The organism is Azospira sp., from assembly GCF_030247495.1.
Classification (GTDB): domain Bacteria; phylum Pseudomonadota; class Gammaproteobacteria; order Burkholderiales; family Rhodocyclaceae; genus Azospira; species Azospira oryzae.
The window spans coordinates 51,667-77,009 of sequence record NZ_JAOTRW010000013.1; the positions used below are offsets into that span (position 1 = coordinate 51,667).

Genomic DNA, 25,343 nt, shown 5'->3' on the forward strand with positions numbered 1-25,343 from the left:
TTCTAGCGGATTTTGGCCAAAACTTCACGGACTGCTGCCTCGTCCAGGAAGTAGTGGCAAATCTCTTCGCCGCCATGCAGCAACACGGGCACCAGTTCGCCCCAGCGCTGCTCCAGGGACTCGTCCTCGTCCACATCGATCACCTCGACGGCGGCGCCATATTCGTCGGCAATCGGCGCCAGGGCCGCCTCCATGTCATGGCACAGATGGCAATAGACCCGCCCCAGGAGCTGCAGGACAGGCCTGGTCTGCAGCATCGGCTCAGTTGCCACCATTGAGCCCCTTGACCGTGACGAAGGTCTGCATGTCGCCCCGGCGGATGAGCAAGGTCACGTTGGCCCCCTTGTCGAACTGGGCCAACAGCCGGCTGAACTGCTCCGTCGAACGCAGTTCGCTGGTAACGCCCTTGCTGATGAGGGCCAGGATGATGTCCCCGGGCCGCAGTTCGGAGCGGGCCGCAGCACCCCGCACGTCCTCGACCAGCAGGCCGCCGGCCACCTTCAGCTCGCGCCGCTGCTCGGCCGACAACTCCGACACCACCAGGCCCAGGCGATTCACCTGGGGCTCGACAGCCTTGCCTTTCTTGGCCGCCTTGCCATCGGCCTTGTCGTCCGCCGGCATTTCGGCCACGGTCAGGGTCAGGTCCCGGGCTGCGCCCTTGCGCCAGACCTGCAGGGACACCCGGGAACCGGGTCGGGTGGCACCCACCAATCGCGGCAGGTCACTGGAAGCGCCCACAGCCTTGCCGTCGAAACGGAGGATCACATCGCCCGCCTCGACCCCGGCCTTTTCCGCCGGACCACCCGGTTCCACCGCATTGACGATGGCGCCGGCGGGCTTGGCCAGGCCGAAGGAATCGGCCAGTTCCTTGGTCACTTCCTGGATCACCACACCGATACGCCCCCGGCTGACCTTGCCCGAAGCCCGCAGCTGACCCTGGATGTCCATGGCCACATCGATGGGAATGGCGAAGGCGATTCCCTGGTAACCGCCGGAGCGGCTGTAGATCTGGGAATTGATGCCCACCACCTCGCCCTTCATGTTGAAAAGGGGGCCGCCCGAATTGCCGGGATTGATGGCCACGTCGGTCTGGATGAAGGGAACGTAGTTCTCCTGGGGCAGGGAGCGCCCCTTGGCGCTGACGATGCCGGCCGTCACCGAATTGTCAAAGCCGAAAGGGGAACCGATGGCCACCACCCACTCCCCTACCCTCAGCCCGGCCGGATCACCGAAGCGGACCGCGGGCAGGTTGCTGGCCTCGATCTTGATCAGGGCCACATCGGTGCGCTTGTCGGCGCCGATCACCTTGGCCCGGAATTCCCGCTTGTCGGTCAAGCGCACGGTGATTTCGTCGGCCTGGTCCACCACGTGGGCGTTGGTCAGCACGTAGCCGTCACTGCTAATGATGAAGCCGGACCCCAGGGACTTGCTCTCGAACTCCCGGGGCACGGCGCCGCCGGGCTGCCCCTGGCCGAAGGGGCCGGAAGGCCCGAAGCGGCGGAAGAAATCGAACAGGGGGTCGTCCTCGTCGAAGGGGAATGGCATGACTCCCCGCTTCTGCCGTACCACCTGGGTGGTGCTGATGTTGACCACCGTATTGCCGTATTTTTCCACCAGGTCGGCAAAGTCGGGCAGACCCCGGCTATCGGCGGCCTGGGCGACTGCTGCAAGGCAGCAGAGATACAGGAGGACGACAAGACGTTTCATGGCAGAGCGACTCCTGGACATTGGGATACCTCAGAGACGTTGGCGGATGACGGGCTGAAAGCGAGGGGACTGGACATCCCTGGCCTGCAGGCGACGCGCCAGGAACCAGGCCAGGAGCCCTCCGAACAGGGCGCCTGCGGCAGCAGCCGCGTCCCGGGCCCCGGGCATGAGCGCGGCGCCGGCCACGGCGCCGAGCACCAGCAACGCCAGGGGCAGCAGGTAGAGCACCAGGACGCTGTGGGAGACGGCACCGTCCGGCACCCCCACCACCACCTTCTCGCCCACCTTCACGCCCAGCGGATTAAGTACGCGAAAGTGGCGCGGCCCGTGACAGAAAAGCTGGGAGGCATTGTTGCCGCCGCAACCGCCCTGCTCATGGCAGCGCCCGCAACCGCCCTGACCGGCCTCCACCAGGGCATAGTCGCCTTCCAGCGCAGTCACGGTTGCTTGGGTTTCAATCATGGGGAAAGCTCAAACATGTGGGAAAAGGAATTTTGCCCGCCTTTGCACCAGGCCATCACAGCTGACGGAGCCCCGGACCGGAGAAGGAATCCGGCGGCGAAAGCGCTACAGCCTACCAGCGCCGGTCGGGAGTGGTGTCGAGCAGGGGACGCAGCTTGGTCGCCACCGCCTCCCGGGCCCGGAAGATGCGGGAACGGATGGTGCCGATGGGACAATCCATGATCTTGGCGATTTCTTCGTAGCTCAGGCCTTCAAGCTCCCGCAGCATGATGGCGGTACGCAATTCTTCCGGCAGGGCATCCATGGCCGCATTCACCGTCTCGCCGATCTGCTTGGAGAGCAGCAGGTTCTCCGGCGTGTTGATGTCCCGCAGCTGCTCGCCGTCATCGAAGGTTTCCGCCTCTTCGGAGTCGAACTCGGTGGAAGTGGGCGCCCGGCGGCCCTGGGCCACCAGATAGTTCTTGGCCGTATTGATGCCGATACGGTACAGCCAGGTGTAGAACGCGCTGTCGCCGCGGAAGGAAGGCAAGGCCCGGTAAGCCTTGATGAAGGCTTCCTGGGCCACGTCTTCCACCTCGGCCGGGTCACGGATGAATCGGGACAGGAGGCGGCCCAGCTTGCGCTGGTACTTGGCCACCAGCAGCTCGAAGGCCTTTTTGTCGCCGGATTGCGCCCGCTCGACCAGCTTTTGGTCAATCTCGCGTTCGCTCATGCTGTATGAATACCTTTGTAAGGATTAGGGGTAATGGCGGAAAAGCGCCTCATCGCGCTCCATCGCACACCACAGGCAGCCGAAGTATAACGCAAGCCACGCCGGGCCACGACCCACCCGCCCCGTGGGGAAATCCCGCAAGCCGCCGCGAGCCACTAGCCCGGATGCGGCAACGGCCGGCCTACAAGCCCCGGCGCCCCTCTCGTGCTATAGTTGTCAGCCCTACGGTCCCCGCGGTCCAGTTCGGTCGCGGATGCAAGCCGCACACCAAGAAAGCGCATCGTGGTCCAGCATTTTGACGTACTCATCATCGGCAGCGGTCTGGCAGGACAGTCCGCCGCCCTTCGCCTGGCGGACACCCACAAGGTCGGCCTCATCAGCAAGCGCAGCCTGGAAGACAGTGCCAGCGCCTGGGCCCAGGGCGGCATTGCCGCCGTGCTGGACAGCCAGGATTCCATCGAAGCCCACATCCGCGACACCTTCGAAGCCGGCGGCCACCTCAACGGCGCCAAGGCCACCCGTTACGTCGTCGAAAACGGGCGGCGGGCCATCGACTGGCTGATCGAGCAGGGCGTCCCCTTCACCAAGGACGACAAGGGCTACCACCTGACCCGGGAAGGCGGCCACAGCACCCGCCGGGTCATCCACGTGGCCGATGCCACCGGCCTGGCGGTACAGGACACCCTGACGCGCAAGGTGCGCCAGCATCCCAACATCACTGTGCTGGAACAGCACATCGCCATCGACCTCATCACCGGCGCCAAGCTGGGCCTGCCTGAGCAGCGCTGCTACGGCGCCTATGCCCTGGACACCCGCAGCGGCGAAGTCAGCACCATCGGCGCCCAGGCCACCATGATTGCCACCGGCGGTGCCGGCAAGGTCTATCTCTACACCACCAATCCGGATACCTCCACCGGTGACGGCATTGCCATGGCCTGGCGGGCCGGATGCCGGGTGGCCAACATGGAATTCATCCAGTTCCATCCCACCTGCCTTTACCACCCCCAGGCCAAATCCTTCCTCATTTCCGAGGCGGTACGGGGCGAAGGCGGCATTCTGCGCCTGCCGGACGGCACCCGCTTCATGCCCGACCATGACCCGCGGGCGGAACTGGCGCCGCGGGACGTGGTGGCCCGGGCCATCGACTTCGAGATGAAAAAGCGGGGCCTGGATTGCGTTTTCCTGGACATTTCCCACAAGCCCAAGGAATTCCTGCTGGAGCACTTCCCCAACATCCACGCCCGTTGCCTGGAACTGGGCATCGACATCAGCAAGGACCCGATCCCGGTGGTGCCGGCCGCCCACTACACCTGCGGCGGCATCATCACCGACCTCAAGGCCCGCACCGACATCGCCGGCCTCTACGCCGCCGGCGAAGCCTCCTGCTCCGGCCTGCACGGCGCAAACCGTCTCGCCTCCAACTCCCTGCTGGAATGCGTGGTCTTCTCCGAAGCGGCCGTGGCCGACATCAAGGCCCAGCCCAAGGTCGCCATCCCTGCCCTGCCCCAGTGGGATGAAAGCCGGGTTTCCGACCCGGATGAGGAAATCGTCATTTCCCACAACTGGGATGAACTGCGCCGCTTCATGTGGGACTACGTCGGCATCGTGCGCACCACCAAGCGCCTGCAGCGGGCCCAGCACCGCATCCGCCTGCTGATGCGGGAAATCAACGAGTTCTACACCCACTTCCGGGTCAGCCACGACCTCATTGAACTGCGCAATCTGGTGGTGACGGCCGACCTGATCGTCCGCTGCGCCCTCAAACGTAAGGAAAGCCGCGGCCTGCACTTCAGCCGCGACTACCCCGGACTGCTGCCCAAGCCGCGCAACACCATCCTCAGAAAATCCCGTCGTCCCTGATTTTGGCCCGCCAGCCCAGCCACACCCGCAACTGGCGGAACGACGCCTCGTCGGCCAGGCTGTCCGCCAGCAGGCACACGGCATGGGGACGGGACCAGGTCCCGTCCTCCTGCTCCAGGCGATAGCGCAGCACTACCAGATGACGCCAGCAAGTCCCCGGCAGCAACCGCAGCCGGGGACTTTCCTTTTCCCCCTGACCCCAGGCCAGCTCCCCCTTCTGCCCCAGGCGTACCCAGGCCGGATGCCGCCCATAGTGGCGCCGCAGGGCGAAGGCCAGGGAAACGAGCAGCAAGGCCAGCAGGCCAAGCGTCGCCCATATATTCCAGCCCAAAATGAAAACGCCGCCAGAAGCGGCGGCGTGCAAGGCAACGAGCAGCATTGCCAGGCGGCGGGAGGGTTGTAGTTGCAGAAGCAGCGGCAACCTCATCCCGTTGGTCTCGCTCAGATGCGCTTGAACACCAGGGAACCGTTGGTGCCGCCGAAGCCGAAGTTGTTCTTCAGGGCCACGTCGATCTTCATTTCCCGAGCCGTGTTGGCACAGTAGTCCAGATCACATTCCGGATCCTGCTCGAAAATGTTGATGGTGGGCGGGGAAACCTGGTGATGGACCGCCAGGACGCTGAAGATGGACTCGATGCCGCCGGCGCCGCCCAGCAGGTGGCCGGTCATGGACTTGGTGGAATTCACCACCAGGCCCTTGGCGGCATCGCCGAAGGCCAGCTTGATGGCATCGGTTTCGTTCTTGTCGCCCAGGGGCGTGGAAGTACCATGGGCATTCAGGTACTGCACCTGGTCAGGGTTCACGCCGGCATTGCGCAGGGCATTGAGCATGGAACGCTTCGGACCATCAGTGCTGGGAGCGGTCATGTGGTAAGCATCGCCGCTCATGCCGTAGCCTGCCAGCTCCGCATAAATGCGGGCGCCCCGGGCCTTGGCGTGCTCATACTCTTCCAGCACCATGGCGCCGCCACCCTCGCCCAGCACGAAGCCGTCACGATCCTTGTCCCAGGGCCGGCTGGCGGTGGTGGGATCGTCATTGCGGGTGGACAGGGCCCGGGCAGCGCAGAAGCCACCCATGCCCAGGGGGGTCACGGTGGACTCGGCACCGCCGGCAATCATCACGTCGGCATCGCCGTACTCGATGAGGCGGGCAGCTTCGCCGATGTTGTGGGTGCCGGTGGTGCAGGCGGTCACCACGGCGATATTGGGACCCTTGTAGCCATACAGGATGGACAGGTTGCCGGAGATCATGTTGATGATCGAACCGGGAACGAAGAAGGGGGAAATCTTGCGCACACCGCCGGCGATGTAATCGTCCTTGGTGTTCTCGATCAGGGGCAGGCCACCGATGCCGGAACCGATCGCCACGCCGATGCGCTCCGCATCGACCGGATTGGCTTCAAGCCCGGCATCCTTGATGGCCTGGATGCCGGCCGCCATGCCGTAATGGATGAAGGTATCCATGCGGCGGGCGTCCTTGGCGGAAATGTAGGTGCCGATATCGAAGTTCTTCACTTCCCCGGCAATGCGGGTGGGGAAAGTGGATGCATCGAACTTGGTGATGGCAGTAATACCGGAGCGACCGGCCAGGAGGTTTTGCCAAGCTTCTTCAACGCTGTTACCGACCGGGGAAACAAGCCCCAGCCCGGTGATGACGACGCGACGACGTGCCAACTTTAGCTCCGGAAAGAATGAGGGGAGAGGTGATACAGAATACTGCAGAAGGGCGGGCTCCCTGCATCAATGCTGGACCGGCGCCACGAAGGCGCCGGTTGGCAGGGAAGTCCCGTACCCGGGTGATTACTTCTTGTGGGACAGAACGTAATCGATGGCTTGTTGCACGGTGGTGATCTTCTCGGCGTCTTCGTCGGGGATCTCGGTCTCGAATTCTTCTTCGAGGGCCATCACCAGCTCGACGGTATCCAGAGAGTCGGCACCCAGGTCATCCACAAAGGAGGACTCGGTCTTGATGTCGGCTTCGTTGACGCCCAGTTGCTCGGCAACGATCTTCTTAACGCGCTGTTCCAGGTTTTCCATTCAGGACTCCTTCCCTGTTATCGGGTATCAGACAAACTTGCTTATTTTACCAAAACGCCCCGCGCTTACAAAACGCGGGATCCTCAGGCGGAAAACCGCCATTAATCCATATACATACCGCCGTTGACATGGATGGTGCTGCCGGTCACGTAGCCTGCGGCCGGGGAGGCCAGGAAGGCTACGGCGGCGGCGATGTCCTCCGGGCTGCCGAGGCGGCCCAGGGGAATGTTACCCAGCAAACCTTCTTTCTGCTTGTCGTCCAGAGCCTTGGTCATGTCGGTATCGATGAAGCCAGGCGCGACGCAGTTGACCGTGATGTTGCGGCTGCCCAGCTCCCGGGCCAGGGAACGGGTCATGCCGGAAACGCCGGCCTTGGCCGCGCAGTAATTGGCCTGCCCCGGATTGCCGGCATGGCCGACCACGGAAGTGATATTGATGATGCGGCCGGCGCGGGCCTTCATCATGCCGCGCATGACGGCCTTGGAAAGGCGGAAGACGGCCTTCAGGTTGGTGTCGATGACCGCATCCCACTCGTCGTCCTTCATGCGCATGGCCAGGTTGTCCCGGGTGATGCCGGCATTGTTGACGAGAATGGAGACTGCGCCGAACTCCTTTTCCAGAGCGGCGATCAGGGCGTCCACCTGGGCTTGGTCACGCACTTCGAGGAGCGCACCGCGCCCCTTGGCGCCGGCCTCGGCAAGGTAGGCGGAAATCTTGCCAGCACCGTCGTCGCTGGTGGCGGTGCCAACCACGGTGGCGCCCAGGCGGGCCAGTTCCAGAGCCACTGCCTTGCCGATACCCCGGGAAGCGCCGGTAACGAGGGCAATTTGTCCTTGCAGCATGGTTTTACTCCAGGTTGATATTGGCTTCGATGGCAGCCAGGTCGGCCAGGGCCACACCATTGACGCCATCGGCACAGCGCTTGGTCAGGCCGGCCAGCACCTTGCCGGGACCGCATTCTGCCACCACGGTGACGCCCATGGCAGCCATTTTCTGGATCGTCTCGACCCAGCGCACCGGATTATAGGCCTGACGCACCAGGGCATCGCGAATACGGGCCGGATCGCTTTCCACGGCCACATCCACGTTATTGACCACGGGAATACGGGGCGCCTGCAATTCCAGTTCAGCCAGACGCAGGGCCAGCTTGTCAGCCGCCGGGCGGATCAGGGAGGAATGGAACGGGGCGGACACCGGCAGGGCCACGGCGCGCTTGGCGCCCTTGGTCTTGCACACTTCCATGGCCCGTTCCACGGCGGCCTTGTGGCCGGCGATGACGGTCTGGCCGGCAGCGTTGAAATTCACCGGCTCCACCACCTCGCCCTGGGCCGCTTCGGCACAGGCGGCGCGGATGCCGTCGTCGTCCAGGCCGAGAATGGCGGCCATGGCGCCGGTGCCAAGAGGCACGGCCTCCTGCATGGCAGCAGCCCGCAGCCGCACCAGGGGCACGGCGTCCTTGAACTGCAGGACGCCGGCAGCCACCAGGGCGGAATACTCACCCAGACTGTGGCCGGCGACAACGGCCGGCATCTTGCCACCCTTGTCCAGCCACAGGCGCCAGGCAGCGATGCCGGCGGTCAGCATGACAGGCTGGGTATTCACCGTCTGGGACAGCACTTCGGCCGGACCTTCGGCCACCATCTGCCACAGGTCTTCGCCCAAGGCGGCGGATGCTTCATCGAACGTGGCACGGACCACGGCGGAGTCGCCGTAGGCCGCCATCATGCCGACTGCCTGGGAACCTTGACCGGGAAATACGAACGCAAAAGCCATGGGAATTAACCTCTGAGAGCTTGAATGCAGTTAGAACTGGAACAGCACGGCGCCCCAGGTGAAGCCGCCGCCGACGCCTTCCAGCAGCACCTTCTGTCCGCGCTGGATGCGTCCGTCGCGCACTGCCGTATCCAGCGCCAGGGGTACGGATGCAGCGGAAGTATTGCCGTGGCGGTCCACGGTCACCACCACCTTGTCGCTGGGGATGCCCAGCTTCTTGCCGGTGGAATCGATGATGCGCAGATTGGCCTGGTGCGGCACCAGCCAATCCACATCGGAAGTCGCCACCCCGGCGGCCGCGCAGGTCTCGGCCGCCACGTCGGCAAGGACGCGCACGGCGAACTTGAACACGGCCTGGCCATCCATGCGCAGGAAGGGATCGCCGATCACCGCACCGCCGGCCACATTGCCGGGCACCGAAAGAATGCCATGGTGGCTGCCGTCCGCATGCAGGGCGGTGGCAAGGATGCCGGGTGCATCGGAGGCTTCCAGCACCACGGCACCGGCGCCGTCGCCGAAGAGCACGCAGGTACCCCGGTCGTTCCAGTCCAGGATGCGGGAGAAAACTTCGGCGCCAACCACCAGTGCCTTCTTGTGGGAGCCCGAACGGACGAACTTTTCCGCAATGCTCAGTGCATAGACAAAGCCGGCGCAGACGGCCTGCACGTCGAAGCAGGTTGCCCCCTTGTTGCCCAGTTTGCTCTGCAGCAGACAGGCGGTGCTGGGGAAGATGAAATCGGGAGTGGAGGTGGCGACGATGATCAGGTCCAACTCGGCGGCATCCACGCCGGCCATCTCCAGGGCCCGGCGAGCCGCTTCGAAGCCGAGATCGCTGGAGGTCTGGCCGGGTTCCGCCAGGTGCCGATTACGAATACCGGTACGGGTGGCAATCCATTCGTCGCTGGTATCGACCCCGCGGGCCACCAGATCGTCGTTGCTCACGGCCTGGGCCGGCAGATAGCTGCCGACCCCGGTAATCTTGGCATACATATTAGGCAGACTCCTGGGCCGCTACGGCAGCCGCTTGAGAGGAACTGGAAACGTGACGGGCAACCTGGTCGGCAATGCGGCTCAACACCTGCCCCCTTGCTTCCTCGGCAGCCCGTTCGATGGCGTGGCGGAAACCGTAGGCATCGGCCGAGCCATGGCTCTTGACGACGATGCCCTTGAGCCCGAGCAGGCTGGCGCCGTTGTAGCGACGATGATCGACGCGGCGCTTGAAGCCCTTGAGCACCGGTAGCGCCAGAAGGGCAACCAGCTTGGTAAAGAGGTTGCGCCCAAACTCCTGACGCAGGAAGGTGGACAACATCTGGGCCAGACCTTCGGACGTCTTGAGGGCCACGTTACCGACAAAGCCGTCACAAACCACGACTTCGGCCTCGCCCTTGTACACGCCATCACCTTCGACGTTACCGATGAAGTTGAGACCCGAATTGCGCAGCAACTCGGCGGCCTGCTTGACCACCTCATTGCCCTTGATGTCTTCTTCGCCGATGTTGAGAATGCCCACCGTCGGCTGCTCGCGGTGATCCACGGCGGCCACCAGCATGGCCCCCATGATGCCGAACTGCAGCAGGTGCTCCGGCGAGCAGTCCACGTTGGCCCCCATGTCCAACACATGGACATGGCCCTTGACCGTGGGCAGCACGGCGCAGATGGCCGGCCGGTCGATACCGGGCAACATTTTCAGGACGAAACGGGAAATGGCCATCAGGGCCCCCGTATTGCCGGCGGAAATACAGGCGTCCGCCTCCCCCTCCTTGACCAGGTTGATGGCAACCCGCATGGAAGAGTCTTTTTTGTTGCGCAGGGCCAGGGCCGGCGGCTCGTCCATGGCCACCACTTCGGATGCGTGGCGGATGGCGACCCGTTCCGGCACGGGAGCAGGCAGGATCGCCCGGAGTTTTTCCTCCAGGCCGACCAAAATGACACGGGCGTCCGCGTTGCGGCTCAAGAAGTCGAGCGCAGCCGGCACGGTGACGTTGGGACCGTGGTCCCCGCCCATGCAATCGATAGCAATGGTGATTCCCATCCGAGGACTCGAATTGGGTAAAAGAAAAGGCAGGCAGTCCTCCCCTCGCGGGGAACTGCCTGCCTCGTCTAAGGGGATTACTCGCCCTTAGCCTTGGTGACCTTCTTGCCGCGGTAGAAACCGTTGGGGCTGATGTGGTGACGCAGGTGCACTTCGCCGGTGGTGGGTTCAACGGCGGTAGCGGGGGTGGTCAGGAAGTCGTGGGAACGATGCATGCCACGCTTGGACGGGGACTTTTTGTTCTGTTGAACGGCCATAACTAGCTCCTAAAAAATCATTAAGCCTTACCCTTGAGGCCGGCAAGCACGGCGAAGGGAGATTCCTTCACCGATTTCTCGCCGCCTCCGGGGAGGCTGCAACTATCGTGACGCGGCACCACCGGCAGGGCGAGAATGACCTCGTCCTCGATCAGCGCCAGTACATCGAGTTTCTTTTCCGCCGGGAGAAAGTCCCTGGAATCATCTTCCAGATCCTCCTGGGTCAGATCGGCCTCACTTTCCACCAACTCGAGTACGGACTCGACGTGAAGCGGAAAATCCAGGCGCTCCATGCAGCGCTGACAACGCAGCGGCACGAAGCCATCCAACTGCAGCAGCAACTGGGACTTGCCCAGCGCGCCGATCCGGCCGGTAAGCCGGTAGTGCACACTACCGCTGACTTCCGTCAGCAGATCATGCACCCGGGGCATGTCGGCCATGGCGAGATCACCTTCCAAACGACGGGCGTCACGCGCAAAAGCCAGACTATCGATCACAACCTGTTGCGACATAAGGCGCGGATGATATTATTTTCGGCTTTGCATGTCAAAGAAAAACGCGGGCCGAAATTAGGGTTTCAACAACAAAGGCAAAGACTTATCCGCGTTTTCTACCGCACCGCCTCATTCCCCCTCATGGGCAGCGCTCTTCTGCCCGAATTCACCTCTCCATTTCTAATGCCCACTCTGCCCCAGCCCGCCCTGATTCTGGCTTCCACCTCCCCTTTTCGCCGGGAACTCCTGGCCCGCCTGCGCCTGCCCTTTGCCACGGAAAACCCAGCAGTAGACGAAACCCCGCTCGCAGGCGAGAGCCCGGAGCAGACCGCACTGCGCCTTTCCGAAGCCAAGGCCAGGGCCGTGGCTGCCCAACACCCCGATGCACTGATCATCGGCAGCGACCAGGTGGCCTGCCTGGATGGGCAGGTTTTCGGAAAACCGGGCAACCATGAGCGTGCCGTGGCACAACTGCAGCAGATGCGGGGACGCACGGTTAATTTCTATACCGGCCTGTGCCTCTACAACAGCAGCACCGGTCGCACCCAGATCCGGGGCATCCCGACCCTGGTCACCTTCCGCCAGCTGAGCGACGGCGAGATCGAGCGCTACCTGCGCGCCGAGACTCCCTACAACTGCGCCGGCAGCGCCAAGGCCGAAGGGCTGGGCATCAGCCTCATCGCCAAAATGGAGGGGGACGATCCCAACGCCCTCATCGGACTGCCCCTGATCGCCCTCTGCGACATGCTGAGAGCCGAAGCCTTCCCTATTCTTTAAGGACGCATCGCCATGAGCGCCCCCCAGCCCCTCCCTCGCGGCACCCTCTTCCTAATTCCGGTACCTCTGGGTCCCACCCCTCCCGCTGCGGTTCTGCCCACCCCCGTCTGCGAACAGGCCAGGCAGTTGCGGCACTTCATTGCCGAGAACGCCAAAAGTGCCCGGGCATTTCTCAAAAGCCTGGAGATTTCGGTCCCCCTGCAGGAAATCCAGATTCAGGAATTGAACGAGCACACCCGGGCCAATGCCCTGGAAGGGCTGCTGCAACCATTACGCCAGGGATTTGACGTGGGCCTGGTATCGGAAGCGGGGTGCCCGGGCGTTGCCGACCCGGGCGCCGACCTGATTCGCCTGGCCCAGCAGGAAGGCATCACCGTCGTGCCGCTGATCGGCCCCTCTTCCCTGCTGTTGGCCCTGATGGGGTCCGGCCTGTGCGGCCAGCGCTTCGCCTTTCACGGCTACCTGCCGGCCAAGGAAGATGAGCGCAGCAAGCGCCTCAAGGCGCTGGAGCAGGAATCCCGGCGCCAGAACCAGACCCAGATGTTCATCGAGACGCCCTATCGCAACACCCAGATGCTCAACAGCCTGCTGCAACACCTGGCGCCCTCCACCCTGCTCTGCCTGGCCAGCAGCCTGACCCTGCCCCAACAGCGCCTACGCACCCTGAGCGTGGCCCAGTGGCGCAAGGAAGAAGATCCCGTCGCCAAGGAGCCGACGGTTTTCCTCTTCCTTTCCGTCTAGGATCGGTACTTAACGGGCCTGGGGCTGGCTGGCCTGCCCCAGGGCCTTGACCGCCCCTTGCACCATGTCGGCACCAAAACGTTTGGCAAAGCGCTCGGCGATGTTTTCCTTCTGGGTGTAGTCCATCACCTTTTCGGCCTTGATTACATCCCTGGCCACACTGCTCACCGTGCCAAAGTCGTCAGCCAGACCCAGCTCGATGCTGCGGGCACCGGTCCACACCAGGCCGGAGAACATGTCCGGGGTTTCCTTGAGACGCTGGCCACGCCCCTTCTTGACCACATCGATGAACTGCTTGTGGATTTCGCCGAGCATGGTCTGGGCCATCAGCTTCTGCTTCGGGTCCTGGGGCGAGAAGGGATCGAGGAAGCCCTTGTTTTCGCCGGCAGTCAGCAGGCGCCGCTCCACGCCAAGCTTGTCCATGGTCCCGGTAAAACCGAAACCGTCCATCAACACGCCGATGGAACCCACCAGACTGGCCTTGTCCACGAAAATCTTGTCGGCCGCGGCAGCCACGTAATAGCCGCCGGAAGCACAAACATCCTCAACCACGACGTACAGGGGAATATCCGGGTACTTGCCGCGCAGGCGGCGGATTTCATCGTTGATGATGCCGGACTGGACCGGACTACCGCCGGGGCTGTTGATGCGCAGGATGACGCCGGCCGTACCCTTGTCCTCGAAAGCAGAGCGCAAGGCGGAATTGATCTTGTCCGCGCTGGCCTCGCCACTGGAATCAATGACCCCCTTCAGTTGCACCAGAGCGGTATGGCGGCCATCAGCCAGTTTTTCCGTATCACCCCAGTCAAACGCCAGCGCCAGGACTACCGTCAGATAAGCGAAACCCAGCAGCTTGAAGAAGATGCCCCAGCGACGCCGGGTCTTCTGCTCGGCCAGGGAGGCAAACGCCAGCTTTTCCAGGGTCTTCCGCTCCCAGGCTGCATCATTGCCGTGCTTGGGGCCAAAATCGGGAGGGGGCAAGGTCGGGGTATCCACGTTGGGTCAATCCGATTCAAGAAAATAAACAAGGCCATCCTGCTCAGTCACGGCCACCGGCGTCAGCCCCCGGCCATTGCAACGGCCGCCAAGGCAGGCGCCGGATTCCGGCGCGTAAAGAGCGCCATGGGTGGCGCAAACCAAGTATAGCTTCGAGTGATCGAAAAATTCGCCCGGCTGCCAATCCAGCTCGATGGGCACATGGGCGCAGCGGTTGAGATAGGCCCGCACCACACCGTCAAAGCGCACCGCAAATGCAGGAACATCACCGCCCGCGCGCGGCACGCTGAAACGCACGCCGGCGCCACCTTCGAGCAGATCGCCGGAGGCGCAAATCAGGCGTGGTGACGTAGCCATGCCGCCAGGTCTTCCAGCCGGGAGAAGGTTTCCAGGGGGCCATGGGCCAGCAGCACCTCGGGCTCATGGGCACCATAGCTGACCGCCAGGGCATCCACTCCCGCATTGCGCGCCATCTGCAAGTCATGGGTGGTGTCGCCGATCATGACCGTGCGCTCCGGGGCGACGGCCAGTTCCGCCATCAATTCTTCCAGCATCTGGGGATGGGGCTTGGAGAAGCACTCGTCGGCACAGCGGCTGGAGTGGAAATGGGGGCCCAGGCCACTGACCTTGAGGGCACGATCCAGCCCCAGCCGGCTCTTGCCGGTTGCCACGGCCAGCAGATGCCCGGCCGCCTCCAGTTCCCGCACCAGTTCCACGGCACCGGCAAACAGGGCCAGTTCGTGGTCCCGGGACAGATAATGATGGCGGTAGCGCTCCACCATCAGCGGATACTGGGCCGGTTCCAGGTCCGGCACGGCGCTGCGCAAGGCGTCCGACAGGCCCAGGCCGATCACATGGCGCGCCTGGGCATCGCTGGGCACCGGCAGCCCCAGATCGACACAGGCCGCCTGGACGGCGCTGACGATGGCTGCGGCGGAGTCGAGCAGGGTGCCATCCCAGTCGAAGACAACTAGATCAAAACGCTTCGCCATAATCCTGAACTTCACTTTCGGACAGATGATGCAGGAAACTGGCCAGGGCCGGCGGCAAGGGCGCCTCCAGGCTCATGGCTTCCTTGGTCAGGGGATGGGGAAAGCGCATTCTCCAGGCGTGAAGGAACATGCGTTTCAACCCTTCCCGCTGCAATTCCCGGTTCAGGGCGAAATCCCCATATTTGTCATCACCCAGGATGGGATATCCCAGGTGCGCCAGATGCACCCGTATCTGATGGGTGCGACCGCTCTTCAGTTCCGCTTCGAGCAGACTGAAACGCTGCCATCGGGCCACCAGGCGAAAAACCGTATGGGACGGCTTGCCCTCCGGATCGACCCGCACCCGGCGCTCGCCGTTGTCCAACAGATATTTGTGAAGCGCCTGCCGGCAATGGCGCAGCGGGTCCATCCAGCGCCCCTGCACCGCCACCAGATAGCGCTTGTCGGCGCCCCGCCCTGCCCCGCCTTCACGGAACATGTCGTGCAGGGCCGTCAGGGCCGAGCGCTTCTTCGCCACCAGGAGTATCCCGGAGGTTTCCCGGTCGAGACGGTGGGCCAGCTCCAGCAACTTGGCCTGGGGCCGCTGATGGCGCAGGGCCTCGATGACGCCGAAGGACACACCGCTCCCCCCATGGACCGCGATGCCGGCCGGCTTGTTTACAGCCAACAGGGCATCATCCTCATACAAAAGGGGCAAATCGGCCTTCACCGCCTGGCCGGCCACTTCGGCGGCCGCCACCTCATCCGGCCGGGCAGCAACCCGGATCGGCGGAATGCGCAGGATGTCGCCAGCCTGGATGCGATAGGCCGCATCGGCACGCTTGCTGTTAACGCGGACCTCGCCACTGCGGAGAATGCGGTAGATGTGGCTCTTGGGAACCCCCTTGCACACCCGCAGGAGGTAGTTGTCCAGGCGCTGGCCCTGCTCGTCTTCGCCGATGGTGGCCCGTGTTACGGAATTTTTGCTAACGTCGGGCATTTTGAATATACTGAAACGGATTTTCGTCTCGGCCTGAAAGAGGCGCTGCGCCGTGAGACCAGAAGGTTTTTCCCAGCCGCAACATGATTGCGCGGCATGCAAAATGGGAAACCATGAAATCCGGCAGGCCTTAAGCGGCCTCAACCCGTACCAACCTGTATGGGATCAAGCCAACGCAAATCGGAACTGGTTAAGTTCGCTCACCAAAAGTAGCGATACTACTTGATTTGCGCGCCCTAAGCACGCATCGGTACCCCCGAGCAGATTTCCCGGCCCCGGTTATTTCCGGGCCCGCCGAAAGATTTTTCAGCGAATTCAGGAACACATTTTCCTTTCACCATTAGTTGCACGCCCACAATGCGGACTCAAAAAGTACAACCCAACTAATCGTGTCGCTGCCTGCGCCGGGACTCCGTTCGTGCGAAAAGTGCGGGAGCCCAATAAATGAAACGCATGCTTTTCAATGCGACACAGGCTGAAGAACTCCGTGTCGCCATTGTCGATGGCCAGAAACTGATTGACCTCGACATTGAGTCAGCCGCCAAGGAACAACGCAAGAGCAACATCTACAAGGGTGTCATCACCCGCATCGAACCCAGCCTCGAGGCCTGTTTCGTCAATTACGGCGAAGAGCGTCACGGCTTTCTCCCGTTCAAGGAAGTTTCCCGCTCCTATTTCCAGCCCGGCGTAGACAATCGCGCCAGCATCAAGGAAGCCCTCAAGGAAGGCCAGGAAGTCATCGTCCAGGTCGAGAAGGACGAGCGCGGCAACAAGGGCGCCGCCCTTACCACCTTCGTATCCCTGGCCGGCCGCTACCTGGTCCTGATGCCCAACAATCCCCGCGGCGGCGGCGTCTCCCGCCGTGTCGAAGGTGACGAACGGGCCGAACTGCGCGACGTTATGGACCAGTTGCAGGTCCCCGGCGGCATGAGCCTCATCGCCCGTACCGCCGCCATCGGCCGCAACGCCGAAGAACTGCAGTGGGACCTCAACTACCTGCTGAAGCTGTGGGAAGCCATCGAAGGCGCCGCCACCAGCCAGTCCGGCCCCTTCCTGATCTACCTGGAAGGCAGCCTGGTCATCCGCGCCATCCGCGACTATTTCCAGCCCGACATCGGTGAAATCCTCATCGATACGGACGAGATTTTCGAGCAGGCCCGTTCCTTCATGGGCACGGTCATGCCGGCCAACGAGAACCGGGTCAAGCTGTACCGGGACGACGTCCCCCTCTTCTCCCGCTTCCAGATCGAACACCAGATCGAATCGGCCTACTCCCGTCAGGTGAACCTGCCGTCCGGCGGCGCCATCGTCATCGACCACACCGAAGCCCTGGTGTCAGTGGACGTGAACTCCGGCCGCTCCACCCGCGGCCAGGACATTGAGGAAACCGCGCTCAAGACCAACCAGGAAGCGGCCGACGAAATCGCCCGCCAACTGCGCCTGCGCGACCTGGGCGGCCTCATTGTCATCGACTTCATCGACATGGAGAGCCAGAAAAACCAGCGCGAGGTGGAAAACCGCCTGCGCGACGCCCTCCGCCATGACCGGGCCCGGGTGCAGATGGGCAAGATCAGCCGCTTCGGCCTGATGGAACTGTCCCGCCAGCGCCTGCGTCCCGCCCTGGCCGAGACCAGCTACATCCCCTGCCCCCGCTGTACCGGCACCGGCCACATCCGCTCCACCGAATCGGCCGCCCTGCACATCCTGCGTATTCTCGAAGAGGAAGCGATGAAGGACAACACCGCCGCCGTGCATACCCAGGTGCCGGTGGACGTGGCCACCTTCCTGCTCAACGAGAAGCGCCCCGACATCCAGGCCATCGAGTTGCGCCACAAGGTCACCATCCTGCTGATCCCCAATGTGCACCTGGAAACTCCGGCCCACACCATTCAGCGCCTGCGCCACGACGACCTCAACAACGAGGACGTACAACAGCCGTCCTACCGCATGATGGAAATGCCGGCGGAAGAAGTGAAGCAACTGGCCAATGCCCAGAGCGAAGCCCGCCAGCCGCGCCAGGAAGCCGCCATCAAGCACATCACACCGGAGCAGCCCGCTCCCGTGGTGGCCGAGAAGCCGGCTGCCGCCCCTGTCGCCAAGAGTGAAGGCATCATCGGCAAGATTTTCTCCTGGTTCCGCGGCAACAAGACCGTCGAGCCCACTCCCGAACCGGCAGCCACCCCGCGCAAGGGCCGTGGCCAGCGCAGTGAAGGCCAGGGCCGCGGCGAGCAGCGCGGCCGTGGTCGTGGCGAACAGCGTGGCCGTGGCCGCGGTGAAGGCGCCGAAGGCCGCAACGGCGGCGAGCGGGGCGAACGCCCCACCCGCGGCGAAACCCAGGGCGACAATGCCCGCGAGCAGCAGCCTCGCGAAGGCCGTCGCCAACGGGGCGACCGGGGTGACCGCAACGGCGAGCGCAACAATGCCGTCCAGGCCGACAACGAGCGCGGCGAACAGCAGAACGAGCAGCGCAAGGAACGGCGCGAACGCCAGCCCCGCCGCGAACGCAACAGCGAGGACAAGGCCCAGCAGGCAGTAGCCGCCCAGGCCGATGCACTCAACACCCAGGCTGCCGGCACTGCTCCAGAGCAAGCTGCGCCCCAGGGTGATGAAGAGGGTGGTCGCGGTCGTCGCGGTCGTCGCAACAACCGTCGTGACCGGGGCGAGCGCCGCCAGGAAAATGGCGCTGAAGGCGAAGTGCAGCAAAATGCTGTCACCGAGGTAAGCCAAGAACAGGCGCCGGTCATCGCCGCCGCCGTTGTGGAAGTGGCAAACCCGGTCGAGCCCGTGGCAGTCGCCGCGGTGGAAGCTGTGGCGCCGACCGTTGCCGTGGTTGAGTCTGCAGCGGAAGTCGCGCCGGCAGTAGAGGAAGCCCCGGCAGCTGCAGTTGAAGCAGCAATCCCCGAAGCCGCCCCGGTCGTGGCCGTCGAAGAGGTCGTTGCACCGGTGGAGGAGCAGGTTATTCCGACCCCGCCCCGCGCCGTCGAACCCATTGCCGTGCCTCCGGCCGAAATCAAGCCCGTGGTCGCCAACATCGACCAGGCCCTGGAAGCCAGCGGCCTGGTGATGGTGGAAACCAGCGCGGATAAGGCCCGTCAGGTCCAGGCTGCAGTGGTGGAGAACGAAGTTCCCCGCCCCCGGCGTACCCGGCCGGCACCGGTGGTGATCAGCGACGAGCCTCTGGTGCTGGTGGAAACCCGCAACAAGTAAGGTAAGGCGTCAGCGCCAGGAAAAAGCCAGCTCCGTGGAGCTGGCTTTTTTTCGCCCTGAATTCGGGCAGGCACGATCCCAGGGGAAGTCAGGCCCGCTCAACGCTCCGCATACCGCCCCTGCCGGTGCCAAGCGGTTCTTCGCAGCCCAGTTCGCGCTTGAGGGATTCGATGAGGCCGAGGGAGGCATCCTCCACCATGTCCAGCACCACATCGAAACCGTAGCCGAGTCCATAGTAGGGATCCGGCACCTCGTCCTCGTCGAAATTGCGGGCGTAGTGCATGAACAGCTTGAGACGGTGCTGACGCTCCGGCGGGCAGATAGCCCGCAGGCCTTCCAGATTGCGCCGGTCCATGGCCAGGATCAGGTCGAAATATTCCATGTCGTCGGGCGCCACTTTGCGCGCCCGCAGTTCGGACAGGTCGTACCCCCGCTCGGCAGCTGCCCGCTGGGTACGGGGATCCGGCGATTCGCCGACGTGGTAGCCGTGGGTGCCGGCCGAATCCACCTGGACCCGGGACTCCAGATTGTGCAGCTGCAGGTGCTTGCGGAAAACGCCTTCTGCCGTGGGGGAGCGGCAGATATTGCCCATGCAGACGAAAAGAACCTTGATCATGTCTCATCCCTGTCATGCACTGCCGCCCCGAAGGCCTGCTGCTTGAGGCGGAACAATTCATCCCGGGCCGCCGCTGCCTTTTCGAACTCCAGGTTCTTGGCTGACTCGAGCATCTGTTTTTCCAGCCGCTTGATTTCCTTGGCCAGATTCTTTTCGGACATTGTTTCATAAACCGCCTGTTGCTGGGCAGCCTTCAGTTCCTTCTGCGCCGCGTCGGGGTCGTAGACGCCGTCGATGATGTCCTTGATGCGCTTGGAGACCCCCTTGGGCGTGATGCCGTGGGCCTCGTTATGGGCCATCTGCTTGGCCCGGCGCCGCTCGGTCTCGTCCATGGCACGCCGCATGGAGTCCGTCACCCGGTCGGCATAGAGAATGGCTGTCCCGTTGAGGTGACGGGCGGCCCGGCCGATGGTCTGGATCAGGGAACGCTCCGAACGCAGGAAGCCCTCCTTGTCCGCATCGAGAATGGCCACCAGGGATACCTCGGGGATGTCCAAACCTTCCCGCAGCAGGTTGATGCCCACCAGCACGTCGAATTCCCCCAGGCGCAGGTCGCGGATGATCTCCACCCGCTCCACGGTGTCGATATCCGAGTGCACATAGCGCACCTTGATGCCGTTTTCCCTTAAGTAATCGGTCAGGTCCTCGGCCATGCGTTTGGTCAGGGTGGTTACCAGCACCCGCTCGGAAACGGCGATGCGCTTGCGGATTTCGGAGAGCAGGTCGTCCACCTGGGTCATGGCCGGACGCACCAGCACCACCGGGTCGATCAGGCCAGTGGGGCGCACCACCTGCTCCACCACCTGGCCCTGGTGCTGCTTTTCATAATCAGAAGGCGTGGCCGAAACGAAGATGGTCTGGCGCATCAGGCGCTCGAATTCCTCGAACTTGAGGGGGCGGTTGTCCAGGGCCGACGGAAGGCGGAAACCGTAATCCACCAGGTTTTCCTTACGCGAACGGTCACCCTTGTACATGGCGCCCACCTGGCCGATGGCCACGTGGGATTCGTCGATGAACATCAGGGCGTCGGGCGGCAGGTAATCCAGCAGGGTTGGCGGTGCTTCGCCTGGCTTGCGTCCGGACAGGTGGCGCGAGTAGTTTTCGATGCCTTTGCAAAAGCCCAGTTCGTTGAGCATCTCCAGATCGAAGCGGGTGCGCTGCTCAATGCGCTGGGCTTCCACCAGCCGCTGTTCCTTGTGGAAGAACTCCAGCCGCTTGCGCAACTCCTCCTTGATGCCCTCCACGGCCCGCAGCACCGTGGCCCGGGGTGTGACGTAATGACTGGAGGGATAGATGGTGAAACGGGGCAGCTTGTGCAGCAGGTGGCCGGTCAGGGGATCGAACAGTTGCAGGGTCTCGATCTCGTCGTCGAAAAGGCAGACCCGGATGGCGTGTTCCGCGTGCTCCGCGGGGAAGATGTCGATGACGTCGCCGCGGACACGGAAGGTGCCGCGCTGGAAATCCACCTCGTTGCGCTCGTACTGCATTTCCGAGAGGCGCTTGATGATGTCCCGCTGGCCGGCTTTGTCGCCCTGGCGCAGGTGCAGGATCATGTTGTGATAGTCGTCCTTGTCGCCGATACCGTAGATGCAGGAGACGGTGGCCACGATCACCACATCACGCCGCTCCAGCAGGCTTTTGGTGGCTGACAGCCGCATCTGCTCGATGTGGTCGTTGATGGACGAATCCTTCTCGATGAACAGGTCCCGGGAGGGCACGTAGGCCTCGGGCTGGTAGTAATCGTAGTAGGAGACGAAATACTCCACCGCGTTCTCCGGCAGGAATTCCCGGAACTCGGCGTAGAGCTGGGCCGCCAGGGTCTTGTTGGGCGCCAGGATGAGGGCCGGCCGGCCGGTGCGGGCAATGACGTTGGCCATGGTGTAAGTCTTGCCGGAGCCGGTCACGCCGAGCAGGGTCTGATAGGACAGACCGTCTTCCAGGCCCTCCACCAGCAGGCGGATGGCCTCCGGCTGATCCCCCGCGGGAGGGAACGGCTGGTGCAGGCGATAGGGACTGCCGGGAAAGGTGACGACTTCCGCGGTTTGCGGGCTGCTGGGGGATGTGCTCATGTTAGAATTATCCGTTGCGCCTGTTGCTTCTGCTTTCGCTGCAGTGAATCATCGGCAGAACAACTTGTAAGCGCACATTATTCACCAACTCGCGGCATGGCGCATGGCGCAGCGCCGCATGACTGGCACAACAGGAGCAACGCATGAGTTCGTCGATCTTTGCTTCCGTGGAGATGGCTCCGCGGGACCCGATTCTTGGTCTGACCGAGGCGTTCAACGCCGACACCCGCGCTACCAAGGTTAACCTGGGCGTTGGCGTCTATTACGACGACAACGGCAAGATTCCCCTCCTCGCTGCCGTCAAGGCCGCCGAGAAGGCCCGCCTGGAAACCATGCCGCCCCGCGGCTACCAGCCCATCGAGGGCCTCAACGCCTACAACCAGGCCGTGCAGAACCTGCTCTTCGGTGCCGGTTCCGAGCTGCTGGCCGCCGGCCGCGTCATCACCGCCGAAGCCCTGGGTGGCACCGGCGCGCTGAAGATCGGCGCCGATTTCCTCAAGCGCATCTCCCCCAACGCCAAGGTTTACATCAGCGATCCCTCCTGGGAAAACCACCGGGCCCTGTTCGAGTCCGCCGGTTTCGTGGTGGAAAACTATCCCTACTACGACGCCGCCACCCGCGGTGTGAACTTCGCCGGCATGAAGTCCTTCCTGGAAGGCCTGGCTGCCGGTTCCATCATCATCCTGCACGCCTGTTGCCACAACCCCACCGGTGCCGACCTCTCCGACGCCCAGTGGCAGGAAGTGGTGGACGTGTGCAAGGCCAAGGGTCTGGTGCCCTTCCTGGACATGGCCTACCAGGGCTTCGCCGACGGCATCGACGCCGATGCCGTGGCCGTGCGCGCCTTCTCCGCCTCCGGCCTGCAGTTCTTCGTTTCCAGCTCCTTCTCCAAGAGCTTCTCCCTCTATGGCGAGCGCGTCGGCGCCCTGTCCGTCGTCACCGCCAGCAAGGAAGAGTCCGCCCGCGTCCTGTCCCAGGTGAAGCGCGTCATCCGCACCAACTACTCCAACCCGCCCACCCATGGCGGTGCCGTGGTGGCCGCGGTGCTGTCCACTCCCGAACTGCGCCAGATGTGGGAAGACGAACTGGCCGGCATGCGCGACCGTATCCGCGCCATGCGCGTGGCCCTGGTGGACAAGCTGAAGGCCAAGGGCGTGGCCCAGGACTTCTCCTTCGTGGTGAAGCAGCGCGGCATGTTCTCCTACACCGGCCTCACCTCCGCCCAGGTGGATGTGCTGCGCAACGAGTTCGGCATCTACGCCGTGGGTACCGGCCGCATCTGTCTGGCCGCCCTCAACAGCAAGAACATCGACGCCGTGGTCGATGCCATTGCCGCCGTGCTGAAGGCCTGACAGCCGGCTGCAACTGCAACTGCATGAAAAAGGGCGAGGTTTCCACCTCGCCCTTTTTTTCGCCCTATCTCTCGATTCAGCGGCGCCCGCCGCGCAACACCGGAGCCTCCAGGGTACCGCCCAGGGTCAGGGGCATGCGCAGCACGTTACCCTTGCCACCCACCTGGACATCCAGGCTGCCTCCCAGGCTGCCATCGACATTCACCGCAGCGACACCGGAAGCACGCAGCAGGCCGGCAGTCAGCTGCAGGTCGTAGAAGCGCTTGCCCTGCAGGTCCACCCGGACCTTGCCGCCCAGTTGTTCAAAGCGGGTCTCACCGCCGCGCAGCGGCTCGCTCGATGCCCGCCGCACGGCCTCTGCCAGATCCACCGGCAGCAGCCCCCGGTTCACCACAAAACTGCCCTCTCCCTGGGCCAGGCTCAGGGGACGCGACCAGTCGGCCGCCCGGCCGCTCAGGCGCAGGGAGGCATCGACCTGCCCCTCGCCCTTCGCCCCTCCCAGCAGCAGTTGATTAAGCCGGGCCAGGGAAAGATGCTTGAGCACCAGATCCGTTTCCAGGCGCACTCCGCCGTTCCAGTTGAGGGAAAGGGAGCCGCTCACCTGCCCCTCCAGGGTTCGGCTATCGATACTGGACAGGCGCAGCCCGTCCCGGGTCAGAAGCCCCTGGGCATTGAGGGAATCAAAACGGAGATGACTGTCCTTCACCGGCTCCCAGCCCAGTCCTTCCAGGCTCAACTGCATGCCCCCCGGGGCCTGGGTCAGGTCCAGGGACAAGGTGCGGGCCTCGTCATGCAAGGACAGGCGCAGGGGCATGGCAGCCCCTTCCGGCACCAGGGTACCAGCGAGGGGACCAAGGGACTGGCCGCCCAACTGGAGCGTGATCTCCCCCAGTTCGATGGCGGGGAAAACCACCGCCGCCGCCCGCGCCCCCTGGACCCATTCAGAGACGCTGGCGAGGACCGGCAGAGGCAGGCTCACGCCACGCACCTCCACCTGCTTCAGGGTCCGCCAATGTCCCAATTGGGGCAGGAAACGCACGCTGCCGATGGCAATCCCCTCCCCCTGGCCCACGTGCACGCCTTCCAGCACCAGCCCGGGATGGGGCAGGAAGGTGGCGTGCAGCCGGGCCGCCTTCACCGGCTGCTGCAGCATGCGGGTCAGCACCGCCTCCACCTCCGGCCGATGGTTGTCATAGGGATACAGCAGCAGCGCCGCAAGAGCCAGCCCCAGGGCTGCGCACACACCCCACAGCGCCTTGCCCAACGGCCCCAGGGGAGCACGTCCCCCGCGACGGATGGGACGGATGCCCGTCTCTTCGCCTGCAGGCGTCTTCTTCGGCCGCGACGCCTTGCCGCCCTCGGCCGACGCTTCCGTCTGGGTGGACCAGCCGGCCAGCCAGGCGACCGTGGGCGGCTTGTCAGCAGGTGCCGAGCCAGCCTGTGGCGCCGTCTCGGCCGGGGACGCCACCGGTGCCACAGCCTCCTGCGCTGCCGGTGCGACCTGGACCTCTTCCTGGCGGGAATTGCCGCCGAAGGCGGAAAGCTGGCCCAGGGCCACTTCCTTGACCTTCTGCACCACCGCCGTGCCCTTGTCCCAGACCGACGGCTGCTCCAGCACGGGGGCGATAAAGCCGTCCTTTTCCAGTTCGCTGAGGGCGCTCTCCACCAGCTGCTCGTTGCCCACCTTTTCCCCCAGGTCGGCAACGCTGGTTCGTCCGTCCACCAGGATCAACACCATGCGCAAATGACGCTGCACGAGGCGGGTGCGTTGACGCATTGCCTCCTCACCCGCGGCGGTCTTTTCGTAGATCAGATTCGTATCCATATTTTTTTAATGATCCGATTGACGACGTTAATTTTGAAAACTATAATTCGCGCCTCTTCTGTTCCCCGATAGCTCAGTTGGTAGAGCGCCGGACTGTTAATCCGTAGGTCCCTGGTTCGAGCCCAGGTCGGGGAGCCAAGAATTCAGAAGGCAGCCGCAGGGCTGTTTTGCAGCAAGGTTAGTTGTAGTAGTTCCTCGATAGCTCAGTCGGTAGAGCGCCGGACTGTTAATCCGTAGGTCCCTGGTTCGAGCCCAGGTCGGGGAGCCAAATTCAAGCGGCCCGCATTCGTGCGGGCCGTTTCCGTTTACCGCAGCGACACCACCTTCCGAGGGTCGGCCGGGATTCATACGAAATCCTCGAAAATCGCTTTTAACCGACGGATTTGATTTAGAAATTTTTGGCGTCAACTACTTCAACTGGTGGCGCCAGCCAGGCCTGTGGCTCAACAGCGGCG

General features: G+C 63.6%; 25 protein-coding genes and 2 tRNA genes. 7 read left to right on the forward strand and 20 right to left on the reverse strand.

The genetic code is table 11. The features are described 5' to 3' along the window. Window positions 1-2: 2 nt before the first annotated feature. From OEL49_RS17050 to rpoE, 4 genes are all read right to left on the reverse strand, one after another. On the reverse strand, window positions 3-257 hold the full coding sequence (locus tag OEL49_RS17050) for a glutaredoxin family protein (protein ID WP_043798165.1): 255 nt from the start codon (window positions 255-257) through the stop codon (window positions 3-5). A gap of 4 nt (window positions 258-261) precedes the next feature. Next, window positions 262-1,707 carry a DegQ family serine endoprotease gene (locus OEL49_RS17055; protein WP_287875909.1) on the reverse strand — a complete coding sequence of 482 codons (1,446 nt, stop codon included), beginning with the start codon at window positions 1,705-1,707 and terminating at the stop codon, window positions 262-264. Window positions 1,708-1,737: 30 nt separating this feature from the next. Beyond that, on the reverse strand, window positions 1,738-2,169 hold the full coding sequence (locus tag OEL49_RS17060; protein WP_205229995.1) for a SoxR reducing system RseC family protein: 432 nt from the start codon (window positions 2,167-2,169) through the stop codon (window positions 1,738-1,740). A gap of 112 nt (window positions 2,170-2,281) precedes the next feature. Continuing rightward, window positions 2,282-2,881, reverse strand: a complete 600-nt coding sequence (rpoE, locus tag OEL49_RS17065; RefSeq protein ID WP_014237505.1) for an RNA polymerase sigma factor RpoE — start codon at window positions 2,879-2,881, stop codon at window positions 2,282-2,284. Between the two features lie 282 nt (window positions 2,882-3,163). Here rpoE and nadB point away from each other — a divergent pair, with 282 nt between their 5' ends. Further along, entirely contained in the window at window positions 3,164-4,741 is a 1,578-nt protein-coding gene (gene nadB, locus OEL49_RS17070; protein ID WP_152089213.1) for an L-aspartate oxidase, read from the forward strand. Here nadB and OEL49_RS17075 read toward each other — a convergent pair. The 9 genes from OEL49_RS17075 to OEL49_RS17115 all read right to left on the reverse strand — a co-directional run bounded on the left by OEL49_RS17075 (window position 4,719) and on the right by OEL49_RS17115 (window position 11,337). After that, complete coding sequence (locus OEL49_RS17075) at window positions 4,719-5,168, reverse strand: protein YgfX (RefSeq protein WP_043798162.1); 450 nt, start codon at window positions 5,166-5,168, stop codon at window positions 4,719-4,721. The genes nadB and OEL49_RS17075 overlap by 23 nt on opposite strands. A 14-nt stretch (window positions 5,169-5,182) precedes the next feature. After that, window positions 5,183-6,415 (reverse strand): beta-ketoacyl-ACP synthase II, encoded by a 1,233-nt coding sequence (gene fabF, locus OEL49_RS17080; RefSeq protein ID WP_014237502.1) that lies wholly within the window; start codon window positions 6,413-6,415, stop codon window positions 5,183-5,185. A gap of 126 nt (window positions 6,416-6,541) precedes the next feature. After that, window positions 6,542-6,778 carry an acyl carrier protein gene (gene acpP, locus OEL49_RS17085; protein WP_014237501.1) on the reverse strand — a complete coding sequence of 79 codons (237 nt, stop codon included), beginning with the start codon at window positions 6,776-6,778 and terminating at the stop codon, window positions 6,542-6,544. Window positions 6,779-6,879: 101 nt separating this feature from the next. Beyond that, a complete protein-coding gene (gene fabG / locus OEL49_RS17090) occupies window positions 6,880-7,620 on the reverse strand; it encodes a 3-oxoacyl-ACP reductase FabG (RefSeq protein ID WP_014237500.1) in 741 nt (246 codons plus the stop codon). Between the two features lie 4 nt (window positions 7,621-7,624). Next, on the reverse strand, window positions 7,625-8,551 hold the full coding sequence (gene fabD / locus OEL49_RS17095) for an ACP S-malonyltransferase (protein WP_014237499.1): 927 nt from the start codon (window positions 8,549-8,551) through the stop codon (window positions 7,625-7,627). 30 nt (window positions 8,552-8,581) lie between these two features. After that, entirely contained in the window at window positions 8,582-9,541 is a 960-nt protein-coding gene (locus OEL49_RS17100) for a beta-ketoacyl-ACP synthase III (RefSeq protein ID WP_014237498.1), read from the reverse strand. 1 nt (window position 9,542) lies between these two features. Next, window positions 9,543-10,583 (reverse strand): phosphate acyltransferase PlsX, encoded by a 1,041-nt coding sequence (gene plsX, locus OEL49_RS17105; RefSeq protein ID WP_130458480.1) that lies wholly within the window; start codon window positions 10,581-10,583, stop codon window positions 9,543-9,545. A 77-nt stretch (window positions 10,584-10,660) separates the two neighbouring features. Further along, complete coding sequence (rpmF, locus tag OEL49_RS17110) at window positions 10,661-10,840, reverse strand: 50S ribosomal protein L32 (RefSeq protein WP_014237496.1); 180 nt, start codon at window positions 10,838-10,840, stop codon at window positions 10,661-10,663. A 20-nt stretch (window positions 10,841-10,860) separates the two neighbouring features. Further along, on the reverse strand, window positions 10,861-11,337 hold the full coding sequence (locus OEL49_RS17115; protein ID WP_197739048.1) for a YceD family protein: 477 nt from the start codon (window positions 11,335-11,337) through the stop codon (window positions 10,861-10,863). Between the two features lie 180 nt (window positions 11,338-11,517). Here OEL49_RS17115 and OEL49_RS17120 point away from each other — a divergent pair, with 180 nt between their 5' ends. Continuing rightward, window positions 11,518-12,111, forward strand: a complete 594-nt coding sequence (locus tag OEL49_RS17120; RefSeq protein WP_014237494.1) for a Maf family nucleotide pyrophosphatase — start codon at window positions 11,518-11,520, stop codon at window positions 12,109-12,111. Between the two features lie 12 nt (window positions 12,112-12,123). Further along, window positions 12,124-12,852 (forward strand): SAM-dependent methyltransferase, encoded by a 729-nt coding sequence (locus tag OEL49_RS17125; RefSeq protein ID WP_014237493.1) that lies wholly within the window; start codon window positions 12,124-12,126, stop codon window positions 12,850-12,852. A gap of 9 nt (window positions 12,853-12,861) precedes the next feature. Here the strand turns inward: OEL49_RS17125 and OEL49_RS17130 are convergent, their stop codons facing one another. From OEL49_RS17130 to OEL49_RS17145, 4 genes are read right to left on the reverse strand one after another with little or no spacing between them, the layout of a single operon-like run. After that, window positions 12,862-13,848 carry a S49 family peptidase gene (locus OEL49_RS17130; protein WP_014237492.1) on the reverse strand — a complete coding sequence of 329 codons (987 nt, stop codon included), beginning with the start codon at window positions 13,846-13,848 and terminating at the stop codon, window positions 12,862-12,864. 6 nt (window positions 13,849-13,854) lie between these two features. After that, the gene (locus OEL49_RS17135; protein WP_014237491.1) at window positions 13,855-14,205 is read right to left on the reverse strand and encodes a Rieske (2Fe-2S) protein; all 351 of its coding nucleotides are present in this window, start codon (window positions 14,203-14,205) and stop codon (window positions 13,855-13,857) included. After that, on the reverse strand, window positions 14,184-14,840 hold the full coding sequence (locus tag OEL49_RS17140) for an HAD-IA family hydrolase (RefSeq protein ID WP_014237490.1): 657 nt from the start codon (window positions 14,838-14,840) through the stop codon (window positions 14,184-14,186). Before OEL49_RS17140 ends, OEL49_RS17135 begins: the two co-directional genes overlap by 22 nt. Beyond that, window positions 14,824-15,819 carry an RluA family pseudouridine synthase gene (locus tag OEL49_RS17145; protein WP_014237489.1) on the reverse strand — a complete coding sequence of 332 codons (996 nt, stop codon included), beginning with the start codon at window positions 15,817-15,819 and terminating at the stop codon, window positions 14,824-14,826. The genes OEL49_RS17140 and OEL49_RS17145 overlap by 17 nt, the downstream gene beginning before the upstream one ends. A gap of 444 nt (window positions 15,820-16,263) precedes the next feature. Here OEL49_RS17145 and OEL49_RS17150 point away from each other — a divergent pair, with 444 nt between their 5' ends. Further along, the gene (locus OEL49_RS17150; protein WP_014237488.1) at window positions 16,264-19,026 is read left to right on the forward strand and encodes an Rne/Rng family ribonuclease; all 2,763 of its coding nucleotides are present in this window, start codon (window positions 16,264-16,266) and stop codon (window positions 19,024-19,026) included. A gap of 88 nt (window positions 19,027-19,114) precedes the next feature. Here OEL49_RS17150 and OEL49_RS17155 read toward each other — a convergent pair whose 3' ends face one another. Together OEL49_RS17155 and uvrB are read right to left on the reverse strand one after the other, a co-directional pair. Beyond that, a complete protein-coding gene (locus OEL49_RS17155; protein ID WP_014237487.1) occupies window positions 19,115-19,642 on the reverse strand; it encodes a low molecular weight protein-tyrosine-phosphatase in 528 nt (175 codons plus the stop codon). Further along, window positions 19,639-21,711: an excinuclease ABC subunit UvrB gene (uvrB, locus tag OEL49_RS17160; protein WP_014237486.1), complete on the reverse strand. Its 2,073-nt coding sequence runs from the start codon at window positions 21,709-21,711 to the stop codon at window positions 19,639-19,641. The genes OEL49_RS17155 and uvrB overlap by 4 nt, the downstream gene beginning before the upstream one ends. A gap of 143 nt (window positions 21,712-21,854) precedes the next feature. On the opposite strand from uvrB, the gene OEL49_RS17165 reads away from it, so the two are divergent. Next, window positions 21,855-23,063, forward strand: a complete 1,209-nt coding sequence (locus tag OEL49_RS17165) for an amino acid aminotransferase (RefSeq protein WP_014237485.1) — start codon at window positions 21,855-21,857, stop codon at window positions 23,061-23,063. A gap of 76 nt (window positions 23,064-23,139) precedes the next feature. On the opposite strand, the gene OEL49_RS17170 is transcribed toward OEL49_RS17165, so the two are convergent. After that, complete coding sequence (locus OEL49_RS17170; protein WP_014237484.1) at window positions 23,140-24,888, reverse strand: hypothetical protein; 1,749 nt, start codon at window positions 24,886-24,888, stop codon at window positions 23,140-23,142. 62 nt (window positions 24,889-24,950) lie between these two features. Here OEL49_RS17170 and OEL49_RS17175 point away from each other — a divergent pair. Together OEL49_RS17175 and OEL49_RS17180 are read left to right on the forward strand one after the other, a co-directional pair. Beyond that, window positions 24,951-25,026 (forward strand) — tRNA-Asn (locus OEL49_RS17175). A 54-nt stretch (window positions 25,027-25,080) separates the two neighbouring features. Further along, window positions 25,081-25,156 (forward strand) — tRNA-Asn (locus OEL49_RS17180). Window positions 25,157-25,343 lie beyond the last annotated feature (187 nt).